We start from the raw sequence: 15,443 nt of genomic DNA on the forward strand, positions 1-15,443 counted from the left end.
TTCCTCCGTCAGCCACGGTCTCCACTCGGCGCTGTTCAGGCCGAGAGGGAAAAAGCGGAGCGGCGCTGTCTTACTTTGGCGCGCCGCTCCGTATCGGACAGGTCCGCCTCAGTTCTTCTTCAGGAACTTGTCGATATTTGCCGGCGTGACCAGCTGGAACGGGATGTAGACCTTGTGCTCGACCTTCTCGCCCTTCGCCAGCTTGAGCGCTGCGTCAAGCGCGCCGGCACCCTGGCCGGCCGCGTCCTGGAACACCGTCGCATCGAGGTCGCCCGCCTGCATCGCGGCAAGCGCATCCTGGGTAGCGTCGACCCCGCCGACGACAACCGACTTCATGTCGATGTTGGCGGCCTTCATCGCCTGGATGGCGCCGATGGCGCTTTCGTCATTATTGGCGATGACGCCGTCGAACGGCTTGCCGGTCGACAGCCAGTTGGTCATCAGGTTCTGCGCTTCTTCGCGCTTCCAGTTCGACGTCTGCTTGTCGATGATCTTGATGAAGCTGCACTCCGGCGTGGCGATCACGTCGTCAATGTCCTTGGTGCGCTGCACCGCTGCCTGATTCGACAGCTCGCCCATGATCACATAGACGTTGGCTTCAGTCTTGCCGGCCTCCTTGAACAGGCGGCAGACCTCCTTGGTCTCGAGCGTGCCGGAATCGGCTTCGTTCGAGGCGACGAAGGCCTGGTTTTCGGGCAGCGTGTCGACGTTGACCGGCTCGCGATTGACATAGACCAGTGGAATCTTGGCAGCGGCGGCTGCGTCCGACATCGCCTGAGTCGCCGAGGTGTCGACCGGGTTGACGATGATGGCGTCGACGCCTGAGGCGGCGAAGTTCTTGATCTGGTCGAGTTGCTTGGCGACGTCGTTCTGCGCATCCTCCACCTGCAGCTCGACGCCGTCCATGCCCTTGGCCTGTTCAATCATGCCGTTGCGCAGCACGGTGAGAAAATTGTCGTCGAACAACGCCATCGACACGCCGATCTTGGCAGCAAAGGCGGACGAACTCATCAGCGCCGTGAACGCGACGCCCAAAAGCAGTTTTTTCATTTTATTTCTCCTCCACATTGGTGTCCGGCTGCACCGATCTACCCGGAATCCCCGATCTCGCAGGGAATTCTCTCCCGATTGCCATTTTTAGTTCCGGAGGCATTTGCCTGAAACAGATCTTCCGGAACGAAAGAACCAAAATTCTCAGTTGGTGAAATATTTATTCCATTTCGCTTGGGCGTCAAGCGAGATTTCGCCATGAGGAATGGATTTTCGGCATTTCGAGCGCTTTTAGACGGACGCTAACGCAAGCCAGGCCTGAAAGCGTTCTGATAGATTACATCATGTCTGCCGCCGATGACCGCGACGTCAGATGTTTTCCGGCAGATAAATGTCGAAGGGCAGAAAGGTCTGGCCCGGCGCATTCGCAGCGCCGGTCTCGATGGCATGCGCCATCAGCCCGACAAGCTCGCGGCAAAGCGCCGCCAGTGGCGTCGAGATCACCATGGTCAGGAAATTATCTGCCAGCGCCGCGCGGGAGTCGGGCGTGATCTCGTTGCAGACGACCGCCGGCATCTCAGCCGGCTTTGCCTCCCTCAGCGCCGAGATCGCGCCTTCCATGCCGCCACCGGCGACATAGCAACCGGCGAGATCAGGGTGGCGGGCCAGAAGCTCGATCATTGCATCATGCGTGATCTGGTTCGCTTCCAGATTGACCAACGTCTCGAGGAGAGTGAATTCCGGCGCCTGCTCGCGAAAGAAGGAGCGAAAACCGATCTCGCGAAGCTCATGGCCATGGAAGCGATGGCTGCCGACGAAGAGGGCAACCTTGCCAGGTCTCTTCGCGGCCTTCGAGATCATCCAGGCAGCGGTGCGGCCGACCTTGCGATTGTCCAGGCCAACATAGCCCTCGCGAATACCGGACGCAAAGTCGGAAAGCAGGGAGAACACCGGTACGCCATTGGCTTTGAGAGCCTCGACGGCGACCGTCAGCGTCGGGTGATCAGGCCCGACCAGGGCGACGGCCCTGGATTTGGCGGCCAGCTTGCGCATCCGCTCGACGATCTCGTCCGGCGCCAGCGAAGCGGCGAAGTCGATGGTGGCCACGCCGCGAAAGCGCGGCGACTGCGATACCGCCAGTTCAAGCTCGCGGGCAAATTCACTGTAGAAGACGTCCTCCCGTCTCAACAGCAGGAACCCGAGCCGGTATTCGGGCAATTCATGGCGCATCCGCTGCTTGATCAATCCGGCTGCGTGATAGCCGATGCTGGTCGCGGCCTCATAGACGCGGCGCGCGGTTTCTTCGCGCACCGGCAAGCGGTTGTTCAGCACCCGGTCGACGGTGGCAACGCTGACCCCCGAAATGCGCGCCAGGTCGGTGATCGTCGGCCGTTTCGCCATCGCTGCCTCATTCCACTGTTTGGCCCTTTTACACCATTCTGATGGAAAATGATAGAAACTATCTTTGTGATATTGAGCCTATCAGGGCTCGGCGTTATTTTGAACGCTGACCGAATATGATCGAGGCCTCCGCCATGGTGGATATTGGACTCCGAACCGGGAATACGAGCTCCGCAGCGGCGTCCCGACGCGACTACAGCCTGATCGGCCGCGACGCGAAGCTTGCCGTCGAGAGCGGGCTGGCGGCGGCCGAGTGGTATCACACCGACGTGCCGCGCAAGGAGATGAAGGAGCTGATGCAGCGCTCCGACGGCCCGGCGATCCGCGATACCATCATCTGGCTCGGCACCATGATCCTCAGCGGCGCCGGCGCCGCCTGGTTCTGGGGCAGCTGGTGGTGCGTGCCGTTCTTCTTCGTCTATGGCGTCCTCTACGGTTCCTCCACCGATTCACGCTGGCACGAATGCGGCCACGGCACCGCCTTCAGGACGCAGTGGATGAACGATGTGGTCTATCAGATCGCCTGCTTCATGATCATGCGCAATCCCGTGACCTGGCGCTGGAGCCATACGCGCCACCATACCGATACCATCATGGTCGGCCGCGATCCGGAGATATCGGTGATGCGTCCGCCCGATCTGCTGCGCGTGGTGCTCAACTTCGTCGGCATTCTCGACGCCTGGCACGCGATGAGCGACATGCTGCGCAATGCAGCCGGTATCGTCAGTCCGGCCGAAAGAACCTTCATTCCCGACCAGGAGCAGCCGAAGGCAATTCGCATTGCCCGCATCTGGACGACAATCTATGCCGCGACCATTGCGCTGGCGCTCTATACCGGCTCGTTCCTGCCGCTGATGCTTGTCGGGCTGCCCAGGCTTTACGGCGCGTGGCACCATGTCATGGTCGGCCTGCTGCAGCATGGCGGCCTGGCTGAAAACGTCACCGATCACCGGCTCAACAGCCGCACCGTTTACATGAACCCGATAAGCCGCTTCATCTACTGGAACATGAACTACCATGTCGAGCATCACATGTTTCCCATGGTGCCCTATCACGCGCTGCCCAGGCTGCACGAACTGATCAAGCACGATCTGCCGGCGCCGACATCGTCCATCCTGGCGGGCTACCGCGAGATGATACCGGCTTTCCTGCGCCAGCTGCGCAATGAGGATTATTTCATCAAGCGCGAACTGCCGCCGACGGCGAGGCCCTATCGCGAGGACTTCCACAACGACAACGCTACCGCTGCGGTGGCTGCCGAATGACAAGCCCATGCCGAGGGTGCCAAGTATTGGGGGAGCCGTAGATGAGCGACTGGGTCGAGGCCTGTGACGCCGAGGACATCGACGAAGAGGACGTGATGCGCTTCGACCATGGCGGCCGCACCTTTGCCATCTATCGCAGCCCCGACGACGAGTATTTCGCCACCGACGGGCTTTGCACGCATGAGAAGGTGCATCTGGCCGACGGGCTGGTCATGGACGACATCATCGAGTGCCCGAAGCACAATGGCCGCTTCAACTACAAGACAGGGGCTGCCAGGGGCGCGCCGGTCTGCGTCGATCTAAGAACTTATCCGGTCAAAGTCGACGCCGGCAAAGTCCTTGTCCGGATTGGTTGATGATGACGAAGGGAATGGTCATCATTGGCGCCGGCGAATGCGGCGGGCGCGCCGCCCTTGCGCTGCGCGAGCTCGGCTATGATGGCCCGGTGACGCTGGTCGGCGACGAGCCGCATCTTCCCTATGAGCGGCCGCCGCTGTCGAAAGACGCGATGGTCGCCGACGCGCCCCTGCTCAAGGCGATCGCCAGTGAGGCGGTCCTGGCCGAAAGATCGATCAGGCATATCCATTCGGTCCAGGCGGTGGCGATCGTCCGAGAGGCGCATGTCGTGCGCCTCTCGGACGGTTCCGTCCTGGCCTACGACAAGCTCCTGCTGGCGACCGGTTCGGTGCCGCGCAAGCTGCCGATGCCGGGCCTTGGCGGGCGCTGCGTCTACCTCCGGACCTTCAACGACGCGCTGGCCATTCGCGCCCATCTCAGCGCCGGAAATCGCATCGCCATCATTGGCGGCGGCTTCATCGGGCTTGAGCTTGCCGCGGCGGCACGCAGACTGGGTGCGGCGGTCACAGTTATCGAGGCGCAGCCGCGCATCTTGATGCGCGGCGTGCCGGCCGAGATCGCTGAGGTCATCCATCAGGCGCATGAAGCCGAAGGCGTGAAAATCCTGTGCGGCGAGGGCATCGCCGCCATTGCCGATGATGGCGCCGAAGTGCGCATCGCGCTCGCCGGTGGACACGACATTGTCGCCGATCTTGCCGTGATCGGCATCGGCGCCGTGCCGGTGACCGGACTTGCCGCGGAGGCGGGGCTGACCGTCGACAATGGTATCGCCGTCGACGCCGAGCTTCGCACCAGCGACCGGGATATCTTTGCCGCCGGCGATTGCTGTTCGTTTCCGCTCGCCGTCTATGGCGGCCGGCGCGTGCGGCTGGAAGCCTGGCGCAATGCACAGGAGCAGGGCGCGCTTGCCGCCAGGAATATGCTTGGCGCCGGCGAGTCCCATGCGGCGGTGCCGTGGTTCTGGTCGGATCAGTACGGCCTGACCTTGCAGATCGCCGGCCTGTCGGACGAAGGCCGCAGCATCGTGCGCCGCGACCTCGGCGACGGCGCCTTCATCCTGTTCCACCTCGCCGAGGACGGCAGGCTGGTTGCGGCAAGCGGCATCGGCCCCGGCAACGCGGTCGCCCGCGACATAAGGCTGGCCGAGATGCTGATTGCGAAGCAGGCAAGGCCGGCGCCGGAAGCGCTAGGCTCGCAGACCATCAAGTTAAAGTCGCTGCTGGCGGCTTGATCCGCCGCGTGGATAATTGGCCGAGCGCGTTCGGCTAGAACAGCGCCTTCAGCTCCGGCAGCTTGTCGTTGACCAGCCAGCCATAGTAATTTTCCTCGGGCAGTTTTTCCGGCTCGCCCGCAGCGCGGCGCTTGTCGTTCTCGGCCTTCAGCGCATAGGCGCGCTGTTCGGGGTTGCCGACATTGTAGAGCGTCGACGTGATGCCGGGATTGCCTGAGATGTCGAAGCCGGCAATGCTTCTATAGGCGTCGATCGATTTCCGGATTGTTGCTGCGACATAAGGCAGTGTCAGGTCAGGATCCATGATGGTCTTGTAGACCGCGTTGGGATCGCCGACGTCGAGTTCCGGCAGGCCGGAAACCTTGTGCACGAGGTCGCTCATTTGCAGCGCCGTCAGCGGATTGAGCTGGCCAAGGCCAAAAGTCTGGCCGGCATAATAAGGCTGGAAGAAAGTGGCGCCTAAGCGGTCGTTGGGAAAGCTCTCGCCGTCGACGGTCTTGCCGCGGAACGACCGGTTCCACACCTGTTCGCGGCACTCCCACAGATCGTAGCTGTCGGACTTCCCTGCGCATTTCGCAAATTGCGGCCGCTGCACGAAATCGGAGATGTCCTCGCCATCATAGGCAAAGGAGAGCTTGCTCGACAGATACGAAATCGCCTTGACGTAGTAGGTCTGCAGCCGGTCGTAGGCATCGACATTGTAGGTGTGCTCGCCGACGATGGCGCCGACGATATGCATTGGGTCGATGCCATAGGCCGCGGCTGCCTGCTTGATCTTGCCGCGCAGCTCGGCATCGTTCTGGAGCAGCGCAAAGACTTTGCGGTATTTCGCCTGGAAGGTAGTGTTGGTCGCCTGGGTGCGCCGGCTCGAAGCGCCCGGTATGTCGGGCTGCTCGGTGTTGCGGTTGCCCGGCGGCACCATCGTTGCCGCTTGCGCGGCGAACATGGCTGCCGCCAGCGTCAGCCCCAAAATGACGAGGATCAGTTTTTTCATGCGCCGCCGCCCAAATAGTCGCCGGCAAACTAGGTAATGCTCCACCGGGAGTCGAGAGACGCCTGCACCCGACGGGACGAAAGCTTGCCGGATGCTTCCATTTGGCCACACATCGGGAATGCTGGGCCAAATTGGGGAGGCCGGGAGCAATTCCCCGACCCTCTGCGAGAATGAAGCGTCTCCTACAGGATGAAACGCGACAAGTCCGTGTTTCTGGAGAGGTCGCCGACATGCTTCTCGACATAGGCGGCATCGATGGTCACCGAGGTGCCGTTGCGGTCCGGCGCGTCATAGGAGATATCGTCCAGCACCCGTTCCATCACCGTCTGCAGCCGCCTGGCGCCAATATTCTCGACGCTGGCGTTGAGGTCCACGGCGATGCCGGCCAACGAATCGATGGCGTCGTCGGTGAAGACCAGATCGACGCCTTCGGTCTTCATCAGCGCAATATACTGCTTGATCAGGCTGGCTTCGGTCTCGGTGAGGATGCGGACGAAATCGCCCTTCTCCAGCGCCCGCAGCTCGACGCGGATCGGCAGGCGGCCCTGCAATTCCGGCAGCAGATCGGAGGGCTTGGCGACGTGGAACGCACCCGAGGCGATGAACAGGATGTGGTCGGTCTTCACCGGTCCGTATTTGGTCGCAACCGTGGTGCCTTCGACCAGCGGCAGCAGGTCGCGCTGCACACCTTCACGCGAAACACCGGCACCGATGCCGCCTTCGCGCGAGGCGATCTTGTCGATCTCGTCAAGGAAGACAATGCCGTCGTTCTCGGTCGATTCGAGTGCCCTGCGCACCACCTCGTCCTGGTCGAGCAGCTTGTCGGACTCGTCGCTGATCAACAGCCCGTAGGACTCCTTGACGGTCGTCTTGCGCATCTTGGTCTTCTGGCCGCCCATTGCCTTCGACAGCATGTCGTTGATGTTGAGCACGCCGATATTGGCGCCCGGCATGCCGGGGATCTCGAAGCCGGGCATGCCGCCATTGCCGGTATCGGCCACTTCGATCTCAATCTCCTTGTCGTCGAGCTCGCCGTCGCGCAGCTTCTTGCGGAAACTGTCACGGGTGGCCGGGCTCGCCGTCTTGCCGACAAGCGCTTCGAGCACCCGTTCCTCGGCGTTGATGTGGGCACGCGCCTTGACGTCCTCGCGCATCTTCTCGCGAACCAGCCCGATGGCGATCTCGACCAGGTCGCGGATGATCTGCTCGACATCGCGGCCGACATAACCGACCTCGGTGAACTTGGTGGCTTCGACCTTAACGAAAGGCGCACCGGCAAGGCGTGCCAGGCGGCGCGAAATCTCGGTCTTGCCGACGCCGGTCGGGCCGATCATCAGGATATTCTTCGGCATCACCTCTTCGCGCATCTGGCCCTCGAGCTGCTGGCGGCGCCAGCGGTTGCGCAAGGCAATCGCCACGGCACGCTTGGCGTCTTTCTGGCCGATGATGAAGCGGTCGAGTTCCGAAACGATTTCGCGAGGAGAGAAGGTGCTCATGTCACTAAATTCCACTTTGCCACTGCCGAATGGACTCGAACGGATGCAGCAGCATGATCACGTTGAGTGTCAGATTGTCCCGGATGAGATAGCCGACACCGAATTCGAAGATGAGGGCGAGGGTTACGACCACCCATATAGGAAGCCTTCGCGCCATGACAAACCCCAGCACCATGGCCAGCGTGTCCGACACCGAATTGATGATGCTGTCGCCATAATAGTCGAGCGAGATCGTGCCGGCGCGATAGCGATCGATGATGAAAGGGCTGTTCTCGAGCAGCTCCCAGCCGCCCTCTATAACCACCGCAAAGGCCAGCCTGAGCCCGATCGGCGAGCGCGGGAAAAGGAACCACGCCAGCGCATAGAACAGGAAACCGTGAATGATGTGCGAGAAGCTGTACCAGTCGGAAATATGCTGGGAATTCTCCGAGCTTTGCACGATGCCGTGCCACAGCTTGACATAGCCGCAGGTACAGATCGGCGTCCGCCCCATGCCGTAAAGAACCCCGGCCTGGAAGATGACCAGGCCGAGAACCAGCAGAAGCCCCATTCGCCAACTGTCGTAGTAGGCCGAGACGGTTTTGTCGCTGGATACGCTCATGCTGCTATTGCCCCTCTTCTGCGTCACCCTGTCCGGCATCACCCTCTGGGGCATCAATCGCCATCAGCACGGCATCGCCATATTCCGACTTCCTGCGATCGATAGCCGTGAAACCGGCCTTTTCATAGGCACGGATAGCCCGTGCATTGGCGGGGTCCGGGTCGATGATGACGCGCGGCGTACCTTCCTCGAAAAGCTGCTCGACGAACTGCCGGACGATCGCCGAGCCGTGGCCGACCCCGACAAGCTCCGGCACGCCGATCGACAGATCGATGCCGAGCGTGCCGAACGGCTGGTCGCTATAGGGATGGCCGTCCTCCAGATGCGGATCGTAGCCCTGCAAATAGCCGATGGGCTTTCCGTCGAGCTCGATAATCAGCGGCTCGACCGAAATGCTGTCGATATGCTCGCGGATCTCCGCAATCTCGGTCTCTGGGTCGTTCCACCATTTGGCGACATGCGGCTCGGCAAGCCAGCCGGCGATCATCGGCAGGTCCCTCTGGGTCACCGGCCGAAAACCATAGCGGAGGCTCCGCTCAGGCGGCATCGAGGGTTTCGACGACGAAGTTGTTGTTGGTGTAGACGCAAATGTCTGACGCGATCTGCATCGCCTTGCGGGCGATCTCCTCTGCGCCCTTGTCGCTGTCCACCAGCGCGCGTGCCGCTGCCAGCGCGTAATTGCCGCCCGAGCCGATGGCCATGACGCCAAATTCGGGCTCCAGCACGTCGCCGGTGCCGGTCAGCGCCAGCGACACCGACTTGTCGGCCACCAGCATCATCGCTTCCAGCCGCCGCAAATAGCGGTCGGTGCGCCAGTCCTTGGCAAGCTCGACGCAGGCGCGTGTCAGCTGGTCGGGATATTGTTCGAGCTTGGCTTCAAGCCGCTCGAGCAGAGTGAAGGCATCGGCGGTGGCGCCGGCGAAACCGGCAATGACGTTGCCGCCCTTGCCGATGCGGCGCACCTTCTTGGCGTTGCCTTTCATGATCGTCTGGCCGAGGCTGACCTGGCCGTCGCCGGCGATCACCACCTTGCCGCCCTTGCGCACGGTCAGGATGGTCGTGGCATGCATGGTCAGTTCATTCGACATTTTCTGCTCCGATAAGCACCGATCCCATCGAGGCGATCGGCGCGTTACGAGTGACTTGATCGGCCATATGTATGCATAGGCCGGACGATTGCAAACCGGCCATCCGCCGGGCCGGACTGTGCTCCGCAGCGGTAACTGGCAATCGCCGGATCATGCTGCTAGAAGGCTTTCGTTTTCAGGCATGTGAACGCCTGAATCGTGCAAAATCTGAGACAAGGATGAGGTCATGGCGCCCCGTTCCGCCGAGATAAGCCGCAAGACCAGGGAAACCGACATCGCCGTATCGGTTCAGGTCGACGGCTCGGGCAAATCCGACATTTCGACGGGCGTCGGCTTCTTCGACCATATGCTGGACCAGTTGTCGCGCCATTCGCTGATCGACATGACCGTGAAGGCCAAGGGCGACCTGCACATAGACGACCACCACACGGTCGAGGATACGGGCATTGCGCTCGGCCAGGCGCTGGCCAAGGCATTGGGCGAGCGGCGCGGCATCATGCGCTACGCCTCGATCGATCTCGCCATGGACGAGACACTGACGCGGGCGGCAATCGATGTCTCCGGCCGGCCTTTTCTGGTCTGGAATGTTTCATTCTCGTCGCCGAAGATCGGTACGTTCGACACCGAGCTGGTGCGCGAATTCTTCCACGCGCTGGCGCAGAATGCCGGCATCACGCTGCATGTCACCAATCATTACGGCGCCAACAACCACCACGTCGCCGAGACCTGCTTCAAGGCCGTGGCGCGTGTGTTGCGTTCGGCACTTGAGCGCGACCTGCGCCAGCCGGACGCGGTTCCCTCCACCAAGGGATCCCTGAAAGGGTAACGCCATGGCCATCTATGTCGTAATGGAGCCGCCAGGCCGCAGCGAAAGCGTGGACACTACCTTTATCCGTGACGGCTTTGCCTGGCTCGGCTTCCTAGTGCCGCCGCTGTGGCTGGCCTGGCACCGGCTGTGGGTCGAGGCGGCATTGGCGTTTGTCGCCATGGGCCTGCTCTCGATGCTGGGCGAAAGGCTGGACCTGGAAACAGCCGGCTCGCTTTTATCCCTGCTTGTCATGCTCTTTGTCGGACTGGAAGGGCAGGGCTTGCGGATCGCAGCCCTGCGCCGTCGCGGCTGGCATGAATGGGGCGTGGTCGAGGCCGACAGGCTCGACGACGCAGACGTCCGCTATGCATTGGAAGCCGATGCTCAGTCGGATGAACAACCGACGGTGCAACGCATCGTCCCAGACGCAGCACATGCCCGGTCGGCGCAGATGGGCCTGGCGCTGGGGCTGAACCATATTCCGGGAAAGCCCTGAGATGAGGGTGGCGATCATCGATTACGGGTCGGGCAATCTGCGCTCGGCCACCAAGGCCTTCGAGCGTGCTGCGCATGAAGCCGGCATTGCCGCCGCGATCGAACTCACCGCCGATGCCGAGCGGGTCAGGACCGCCGACCGCATCGTCCTGCCCGGCGTCGGTGCCTATGCCGATTGCGCCGCTGGACTGCGTGCGGTCGCCGGCATGTGGGAAGCGGTCGAGGAGGTGGCGATCGCCAAGGCTCGGCCGTTCCTCGGCATCTGCGTCGGCATGCAGCTGATGTCGGAGCGAGGCCTGGAAAAGACCGTCACAAAGGGCTTTGGCTGGGTCGCCGGCGACGTCAAGGAGATCACGCCGGCCGATCCGACACTGAAGATCCCGCAGATCGGCTGGAACACGATTGACCTGAAGCGCAAGCATCCGCTGTTTTCCGGCATTGCGACGGGTGGCAAGGGACTGCACGCCTATTTCGTCCACTCCTACCATCTCGATGCACGGAAGGAGGATGAGGTGCTGGCGGTTGCCGACTATGGCGGCCCGGTAACGGCCGCTGTCGCCCGCGACAACCTAGCCGGAACGCAATTCCACCCCGAGAAGAGCCAGGCGCTGGGCCTGGCGCTGATCACCAATTTCCTAGGCTGGAGGCCCTGAACCATGAGCAAGAAGGGCTATTGGATGGCAATGGTCGATGTCCACGATCCCGAGATCTACAAGCAGTACATCGAGGCCAATGCCGCGGCTTTCGCGAAATACGGCGCGAAGTTCCCGGTGCGCGCCGGGCGGTACACCAGCCCGGAAGGACCGGCAGGCAATCGCCACGTGCTGGTGGAATTCGAATCCTATGAAAAGGCGCTGGAATGCTACGGCTCGCCTGAATACCAGGAGGCCTTGAAGTACAGGCTCGCCGGCTCGACCGGCCACTTTGTCATCGTCGAAGGCGCCTGAAGGTGTTTCTGTTTCCGGCGATAGACCTCAAGGACGGCAAATGCGTGCGCCTCAGGCATGGCGACATGGCGACCGCCACCATCTACAATGACGATCCCGCCGCTCAGGCGCGCGCCTTCGCAGAGCAGGGCTTCGAATGGTTGCACGTCGTCGACCTCAACGGCGCCTTCAAGGGCCAGAGCGTCAACAGCGCCGCGGTCGGCGCCATCCTGAAGGCGACGAGCAATCCGGTGCAGCTCGGCGGCGGCATCCGCACCCTGGCGCAGATCGAGGACTGGCTCGACCGTGGGCTGGCCCGCGTCATTCTTGGCACCGTGGCGGTGCGCGATCCGGATCTGGTCAGGCAGGCCTGCAAGGCATTCCCGGGCAAGATCGCCGTCGGCATCGACGCCAAGGGCGGCAAGGTCGCGGTCGAAGGCTGGGCTGAAGCCTCGAGCCTCGGCGTCATTGAACTGGCGAGGAAATTCGAGGGTGCCGGCGTCGCCGCCATCATCTACACCGATATCGACCGCGACGGTGTGCTGACCGGCATCAACTGGGACGCCACCATCGATCTCGCCGACGCGGTGTCGATCCCGGTTATCGCCTCGGGCGGGCTCGCCTCGATCGCCGACATCGTGCGCATGACCCTGCCCGATGCCCGCAAGCTCGAAGGCGCGATCTCCGGACGCGCCCTCTACGACGGCCGCATCGACCCGGCCGAGGCATTGGCGATCCTGCGTGGCAAACCGATGGCAGGGGTGTGAAACGTGAAGGTCTCGATTATCGTTGCTCCCTACGACAGCGGGCACTATCACGAAGGGTGCGGCCAGGGGCCGGACGCCATCATCGGCGGTGGGCTGGTCGAAGCCCTGACCGTGGCTGGCCATGACGTCGCCGTCGAAGATATCGGCAAGGTCGGAGACGAGCAGGGGCGCGAAATTGCAACCGGCTTCGCCGTCTGCAACGCCGTCGCGACCAGGGTTAACCTCGCCCGCGATGGAGGACGCTTCCCCATTATCCTTGCTGGAAATTGCCTGGCCGCCGCCGGTGCGGTCGCCGGTGAAGTTGCGGATTCGATCATCTGGATCGACCAGCATGGCGATCTCAACACGCCGGAGACGTCCTCCTACGGCTTTCTCGACGGCATGGCGCTGGCGGCGACGCTCGGGCTCTGGCGGCATCCGATGGCGGCAGCAATTCCGGCGTTCCGGCCGATAGACCCGGCGCGCTGCATGCTGGTCGATGCCCGCGACCTCGATCCCGACGAAAAGCGACTGCTGGAAACTTTGCCGATCGTGCGCACCGAATGTGCCGGTGCACTCGATATGATCGGAAAGCTCACGGCGACAGGGACTGTGCGGGCGCATCTGCATCTCGACCTGGATGTCCTCGATCCGGATGTGTTGCAGGTGAACCGCTACGCGCACCCGGGCGGCCCGAGTCCGGAACAGCTACGGCAGCTTGCCTGCGGACTGGCCAGGTCAATCCCAATCGTCGGCGTGACGCTCTCGGCCTACGACCCGGCCTTTGATTCCCAGTCCGAAGTTCCGCCCGTCGTCGGCCAGCTGCTTGTCGACTTTCTTGCGGCGATCGAGAGGATCTGATGCTGAAAGCCCGCGTCATCCCCTGTCTCGACGTCAAGAACGGCCGTGTCGTCAAGGGCGTCAATTTCGTCGACCTGGTCGATGCCGGCGATCCCGTCGAAGCGGCAAAAGCCTATGACGCGGCCGGCGCCGACGAGCTCTGCTTTCTCGACATCACCGCCTCGTCGGAAAACCGCGAGACCATTTTCGATGTCATCGCCCGCACCGCCGAACAATGTTTCATGCCGCTGACCGTTGGCGGTGGCGTCCGTCAGGTCGCCGACATCAGGAAGCTGCTACTGGCCGGCGCCGACAAGGTGTCGATCAACACGGCGGCGGTGAAGACCCCAAATTTTGTCGCCGAGGCTGCCGACAAATTCGGCAACCAGTGCATCGTCGTCGCCATCGATGCCAAGAAAGTGTCCGCTGCGAGCGAGGCTGATCGCTGGGAGATATTCACCCATGGCGGCCGCGAGAAGACCGGCATCGACGCCGTCGAGTTCGCTCGGCGAGTGGTCGATCTCGGCGCCGGCGAGATCCTGCTAACATCGATGGACCGCGACGGCACCAAGGCCGGCTACGACATAGCCCTTACCCGCGCGGTCGCCGATGCCGTACGCGTGCCGGTCATCGCTTCCGGTGGCGTCGGCACGCTCGACCACCTTGTCGAAGGCATTCGCGACGGCCATGCCGGCGCGGTGCTGGCGGCGTCGATCTTCCATTTCGGCACCTACAGCATCGCCGAAGCCAAGCTGCACATGGCTCAGGCCGGACTGCCGATGCGGCTGGACTCGCTGGGTAATCGGTCCTAGAGCCTTTCCGGCTAAGAAGAGGCTGTAAACGCCGTCATGACCGAGTTCTCGCTCTCCGAACTGGAGAAGATTATTGGCGAACGCGCACGTTCCGGCGATCCGGATTCGTGGACGGCCAAGCTCTTTCAGCGCGGCATGAGCAAGGCAGCGCAGAAACTCGGCGAAGAGGCGGTCGAAACGGTGATCGCAGCCGTCAGCGCCGACCGGGACGCGCTTGTTTCGGAAAGCGCCGATCTCATCTATCATTGGCTTGTCGTTCTCGGCATAGCGGACATTCCGCTGAGCGATGTGCTCAACGAGCTTGAACGCCGCACCGGTCGTTCGGGCATCGCCGAAAAGGCGTCTCGGCTGGACCGGGGCTGATCGCTGCGGAGGAACTCGATGGACCAGCTCGCTCCTACCGAGAAGTATTCACCCTATCGTTTCTTCTCGGCCGAGCAATGGTCGCGGTTCCGCGCCGATACGCCGATGACGCTCACCGAGGACGAGGTCCGTCGTCTGCGGTCGCTGAACGATCCGGTCGATCTCCACGAGGTCGAGCGCATCTATCTTTCGATGTCACGGCTGTTGTCGGCTCATGTCGAAGCCAGTCAACTCCTGTTCAGGCAACGCCAGGCCTTCTTCAACGCGCTGGACGCGGCCAAGACACCGTTCATCATCGGCATTGCAGGTTCCGTGGCGGTCGGCAAATCGACCACGGCGCGCGTGCTAAAGGAGCTGCTGGCGCGCTGGCCGTCGAGTCCCAAGGTCGACCTGGTCACCACCGACGGTTTCCTGCTGCCGAACGAAATCCTGCGCCGCAACAATTTGATGGAGCGCAAGGGCTTTCCGGACAGCTACGACGTCGGCGCGCTGCTGCGCTTCCTGTCTGGCATCAAATCGGCGCAGCGCAACGTCCGCGCGCCGGTCTATTCGCACCTGACCTATGACGTCATTCCGGGCGAGTTCCAGACCATCGACCGGCCCGACATCCTGATCTTCGAAGGCATTAATGTCCTGCAGCCGGGCAAGCTGCCCAAGGACGGCAAGATCGTGCCTTTCCTGTCGGATTTCTTCGACTTCGCCATCTATATCGATGCCGAGGAGGCGCTGATCCATCACTGGTATATCGCCCGCTTCATGCGGCTGCGCGAAACCGCCTTCCGCGACCCGGCCTCCTTCTTCCACCGCTATTCGCAACTTTCCGAGGATGCGGCCCGCGCCATCGCCGAGGGCCTGTGGACCAACATCAACCTGAAGAATCTGCGCGAGAATATATTGCCGACCCGCGCCCGTGCCGATCTCATCCTGCGCAAGGGCGCCAACCATCTGGTCGAGGAAGTGGCGCTTAGGAAACTGTGAAATCCCGGGACATTCCTTAAAGTCATCTTAACCCAGTCTTTCTATTGTCGGG

19 protein-coding genes are annotated in these 15,443 nt (G+C 62.3%); 12 read left to right on the forward strand and 7 right to left on the reverse strand.

Annotation, left to right across the window (positions count from 1 at the left end; genetic code table 11):
* Window positions 1-108: 108 nt before the first annotated feature.
* Window positions 109-1,050: a sugar ABC transporter substrate-binding protein gene (locus NKI67_RS10870; RefSeq protein ID WP_023677521.1), complete on the reverse strand. Its 942-nt coding sequence runs from the start codon at window positions 1,048-1,050 to the stop codon at window positions 109-111.
* A gap of 309 nt (window positions 1,051-1,359) precedes the next feature.
* Entirely contained in the window at window positions 1,360-2,391 is a 1,032-nt protein-coding gene (locus tag NKI67_RS10875) for a LacI family DNA-binding transcriptional regulator (RefSeq protein ID WP_023677522.1), read from the reverse strand.
* A 116-nt stretch (window positions 2,392-2,507) separates the two neighbouring features.
* On the opposite strand from NKI67_RS10875, the gene NKI67_RS10880 reads away from it, so the two are divergent.
* Genes NKI67_RS10880 through NKI67_RS10890 form a run of 3 tightly spaced genes read left to right on the forward strand, consistent with a single transcriptional unit; the run spans window position 2,508 to window position 5,244 of the window.
* Window positions 2,508-3,656, forward strand: coding sequence for a fatty acid desaturase family protein (locus NKI67_RS10880; RefSeq protein ID WP_023677523.1), 1,149 nt, complete (start codon window positions 2,508-2,510; stop codon window positions 3,654-3,656).
* A gap of 41 nt (window positions 3,657-3,697) precedes the next feature.
* Window positions 3,698-4,012 (forward strand): MocE family 2Fe-2S type ferredoxin, encoded by a 315-nt coding sequence (locus tag NKI67_RS10885; RefSeq protein ID WP_023677524.1) that lies wholly within the window; start codon window positions 3,698-3,700, stop codon window positions 4,010-4,012.
* A 2-nt stretch (window positions 4,013-4,014) separates the two neighbouring features.
* Complete coding sequence (locus NKI67_RS10890) at window positions 4,015-5,244, forward strand: NAD(P)/FAD-dependent oxidoreductase (RefSeq protein ID WP_023677525.1); 1,230 nt, start codon at window positions 4,015-4,017, stop codon at window positions 5,242-5,244.
* Between the two features lie 34 nt (window positions 5,245-5,278).
* On the opposite strand, the gene NKI67_RS10895 is transcribed toward NKI67_RS10890, so the two are convergent.
* From NKI67_RS10895 to hslV, 5 genes are all read right to left on the reverse strand, one after another.
* On the reverse strand, window positions 5,279-6,238 hold the full coding sequence (locus NKI67_RS10895) for a DUF1402 family protein (RefSeq protein WP_023677526.1): 960 nt from the start codon (window positions 6,236-6,238) through the stop codon (window positions 5,279-5,281).
* 182 nt (window positions 6,239-6,420) lie between these two features.
* Window positions 6,421-7,734: an ATP-dependent protease ATPase subunit HslU gene (gene hslU, locus NKI67_RS10900; RefSeq protein ID WP_023677527.1), complete on the reverse strand. Its 1,314-nt coding sequence runs from the start codon at window positions 7,732-7,734 to the stop codon at window positions 6,421-6,423.
* A gap of 4 nt (window positions 7,735-7,738) precedes the next feature.
* Complete coding sequence (locus tag NKI67_RS10905; protein WP_023677528.1) at window positions 7,739-8,335, reverse strand: DUF2585 domain-containing protein; 597 nt, start codon at window positions 8,333-8,335, stop codon at window positions 7,739-7,741.
* A gap of 4 nt (window positions 8,336-8,339) precedes the next feature.
* Window positions 8,340-8,882 (reverse strand): GNAT family N-acetyltransferase, encoded by a 543-nt coding sequence (locus NKI67_RS10910; RefSeq protein WP_023677529.1) that lies wholly within the window; start codon window positions 8,880-8,882, stop codon window positions 8,340-8,342.
* Complete coding sequence (gene hslV / locus NKI67_RS10915) at window positions 8,872-9,423, reverse strand: ATP-dependent protease subunit HslV (RefSeq protein ID WP_023677530.1); 552 nt, start codon at window positions 9,421-9,423, stop codon at window positions 8,872-8,874. The genes NKI67_RS10910 and hslV overlap by 11 nt, the downstream gene beginning before the upstream one ends.
* A gap of 226 nt (window positions 9,424-9,649) precedes the next feature.
* Here hslV and hisB point away from each other — a divergent pair, with 226 nt between their 5' ends.
* Genes hisB through coaA form a run of 9 tightly spaced genes read left to right on the forward strand, consistent with a single transcriptional unit; the run spans window position 9,650 to window position 15,391 of the window.
* On the forward strand, window positions 9,650-10,249 hold the full coding sequence (hisB, locus tag NKI67_RS10920) for an imidazoleglycerol-phosphate dehydratase HisB (RefSeq protein ID WP_023677531.1): 600 nt from the start codon (window positions 9,650-9,652) through the stop codon (window positions 10,247-10,249).
* A gap of 4 nt (window positions 10,250-10,253) precedes the next feature.
* On the forward strand, window positions 10,254-10,727 hold the full coding sequence (locus tag NKI67_RS10925) for a DUF2628 domain-containing protein (protein ID WP_023677532.1): 474 nt from the start codon (window positions 10,254-10,256) through the stop codon (window positions 10,725-10,727).
* A gap of 1 nt (window position 10,728) precedes the next feature.
* Complete coding sequence (gene hisH / locus NKI67_RS10930; protein WP_023677533.1) at window positions 10,729-11,379, forward strand: imidazole glycerol phosphate synthase subunit HisH; 651 nt, start codon at window positions 10,729-10,731, stop codon at window positions 11,377-11,379.
* Window positions 11,380-11,382: 3 nt separating this feature from the next.
* On the forward strand, window positions 11,383-11,673 hold the full coding sequence (locus tag NKI67_RS10935) for a DUF1330 domain-containing protein (protein ID WP_023677534.1): 291 nt from the start codon (window positions 11,383-11,385) through the stop codon (window positions 11,671-11,673).
* A 2-nt stretch (window positions 11,674-11,675) separates the two neighbouring features.
* Window positions 11,676-12,419, forward strand: a complete 744-nt coding sequence (gene hisA, locus NKI67_RS10940) for a 1-(5-phosphoribosyl)-5-[(5-phosphoribosylamino)methylideneamino]imidazole-4-carboxamide isomerase (protein ID WP_023677535.1) — start codon at window positions 11,676-11,678, stop codon at window positions 12,417-12,419.
* Window positions 12,420-12,422: 3 nt separating this feature from the next.
* Window positions 12,423-13,259 (forward strand): arginase family protein, encoded by an 837-nt coding sequence (locus tag NKI67_RS10945; RefSeq protein WP_352645297.1) that lies wholly within the window; start codon window positions 12,423-12,425, stop codon window positions 13,257-13,259.
* The gene (hisF, locus tag NKI67_RS10950) at window positions 13,256-14,050 is read left to right on the forward strand and encodes an imidazole glycerol phosphate synthase subunit HisF (RefSeq protein WP_352645324.1); all 795 of its coding nucleotides are present in this window, start codon (window positions 13,256-13,258) and stop codon (window positions 14,048-14,050) included. The genes NKI67_RS10945 and hisF overlap by 4 nt, the downstream gene beginning before the upstream one ends.
* A 36-nt stretch (window positions 14,051-14,086) precedes the next feature.
* A complete protein-coding gene (locus NKI67_RS10955) occupies window positions 14,087-14,413 on the forward strand; it encodes a phosphoribosyl-ATP diphosphatase (protein WP_352645299.1) in 327 nt (108 codons plus the stop codon).
* 18 nt (window positions 14,414-14,431) lie between these two features.
* Window positions 14,432-15,391 carry a type I pantothenate kinase gene (coaA, locus tag NKI67_RS10960; protein ID WP_023677538.1) on the forward strand — a complete coding sequence of 320 codons (960 nt, stop codon included), beginning with the start codon at window positions 14,432-14,434 and terminating at the stop codon, window positions 15,389-15,391.
* Window positions 15,392-15,443 lie beyond the last annotated feature (52 nt).

Source organism: Mesorhizobium sp. M0408 (genome assembly GCF_040321495.1).
GTDB lineage: Bacteria > Pseudomonadota > Alphaproteobacteria > Rhizobiales > Rhizobiaceae > Mesorhizobium.

What these genes read in the sequence shown, in the direction of transcription:
- NKI67_RS10885 (WP_023677524.1), top strand. Translation starts at nt 3,698, where the DNA reads ATGAGCGACTGGGTCGAGGCCTGTGACGCCGAGGACATCGACGAAGAG.
- NKI67_RS10895 (WP_023677526.1), bottom strand. Translation starts at nt 6,238, where the DNA reads ATGAAAAAACTGATCCTCGTCATTTTGGGGCTGACGCTGGCGGCAGCC.
- hslV (WP_023677530.1), bottom strand. Translation starts at nt 9,423, where the DNA reads ATGTCGAATGAACTGACCATGCATGCCACGACCATCCTGACCGTGCGC.
- NKI67_RS10870 (WP_023677521.1), bottom strand. Translation starts at nt 1,050, where the DNA reads ATGAAAAAACTGCTTTTGGGCGTCGCGTTCACGGCGCTGATGAGTTCG.
- NKI67_RS10905 (WP_023677528.1), bottom strand. Translation starts at nt 8,335, where the DNA reads ATGAGCGTATCCAGCGACAAAACCGTCTCGGCCTACTACGACAGTTGG.
- NKI67_RS10955 (WP_352645299.1), top strand. Translation starts at nt 14,087, where the DNA reads ATGACCGAGTTCTCGCTCTCCGAACTGGAGAAGATTATTGGCGAACGC.
- NKI67_RS10935 (WP_023677534.1), top strand. Translation starts at nt 11,383, where the DNA reads ATGAGCAAGAAGGGCTATTGGATGGCAATGGTCGATGTCCACGATCCC.
- hslU (WP_023677527.1), bottom strand. Translation starts at nt 7,734, where the DNA reads ATGAGCACCTTCTCTCCTCGCGAAATCGTTTCGGAACTCGACCGCTTC.
- hisB (WP_023677531.1), top strand. Translation starts at nt 9,650, where the DNA reads ATGGCGCCCCGTTCCGCCGAGATAAGCCGCAAGACCAGGGAAACCGAC.
- NKI67_RS10890 (WP_023677525.1), top strand. Translation starts at nt 4,015, where the DNA reads ATGACGAAGGGAATGGTCATCATTGGCGCCGGCGAATGCGGCGGGCGC.
- NKI67_RS10925 (WP_023677532.1), top strand. Translation starts at nt 10,254, where the DNA reads ATGGCCATCTATGTCGTAATGGAGCCGCCAGGCCGCAGCGAAAGCGTG.
- NKI67_RS10910 (WP_023677529.1), bottom strand. Translation starts at nt 8,882, where the DNA reads ATGCCGCCTGAGCGGAGCCTCCGCTATGGTTTTCGGCCGGTGACCCAG.
- hisH (WP_023677533.1), top strand. Translation starts at nt 10,729, where the DNA reads ATGAGGGTGGCGATCATCGATTACGGGTCGGGCAATCTGCGCTCGGCC.
- NKI67_RS10880 (WP_023677523.1), top strand. Translation starts at nt 2,508, where the DNA reads ATGATCGAGGCCTCCGCCATGGTGGATATTGGACTCCGAACCGGGAAT.
- coaA (WP_023677538.1), top strand. Translation starts at nt 14,432, where the DNA reads ATGGACCAGCTCGCTCCTACCGAGAAGTATTCACCCTATCGTTTCTTC.
- NKI67_RS10875 (WP_023677522.1), bottom strand. Translation starts at nt 2,391, where the DNA reads ATGGCGAAACGGCCGACGATCACCGACCTGGCGCGCATTTCGGGGGTC.